Source organism: Candidatus Symbiopectobacterium sp. NZEC135, assembly GCF_025962695.1.
The window spans coordinates 1-507 of the sequence record NZ_JAGFPF010001565.1 but is presented as its reverse complement, the minus strand read 5'-3'; the positions used below and the strand labels follow the sequence as shown (position 1 = coordinate 507).

Genomic DNA, 507 nt, shown 5'->3' with positions numbered 1-507 from the left:
CGCCACGCTGCTCAAAGCCACGCGTAAAGAACTTCGCACCGACAGAGCGCTGCTGGAAGAGGAGGAAAAATGAATCGTCAGCAGCGCCGGGAAGAAAAGACCCGACTGTTACGCCAGATTGAGCAGCAGCGTATCGATGTGATTTATGAAAGAAGAGTGTGGCTGGAAAAAACAGCCCGCTACGATGGTTACTGGCTGCGCATCATGGCGTGGCGTCGCTACTGGCTTCTCGCTTCCGGCGCTGCGGCGCTGTATGGCGTGCGCCACCCAAACCGGCTGATTCGTTGGGCCAGACGCGGCATTGGCCTGCTGGGAACACTACGGCTTCTGCGCAAAACGCTGTCGCCCCGCTAGGCACCACGGATTGCTGGCACATATTCAGATTTTCTGAAAAAAACAGACAATTTAACTCGCTGGAATCCAAATCATTTCCCCCATAGTATTTGCTCCATACCGGATGTGCAGATGATATCCCCAGAGATATCCTGCTCTAGAGCGGCATACAGA

The 507-nt window shown here is 54.2% G+C and carries 1 protein-coding gene; it reads left to right on the top strand.

Features of this window, described 5'->3' with window-relative positions:
* Positions 1–69: 69 nt before the first annotated feature.
* Positions 70–354 (top strand): YqjK-like family protein, encoded by a 285-nt coding sequence (locus J5224_RS35400; RefSeq protein ID WP_264629437.1) that lies wholly within the window; start codon positions 70–72, stop codon positions 352–354.
* Positions 355–507 lie beyond the last annotated feature (153 nt).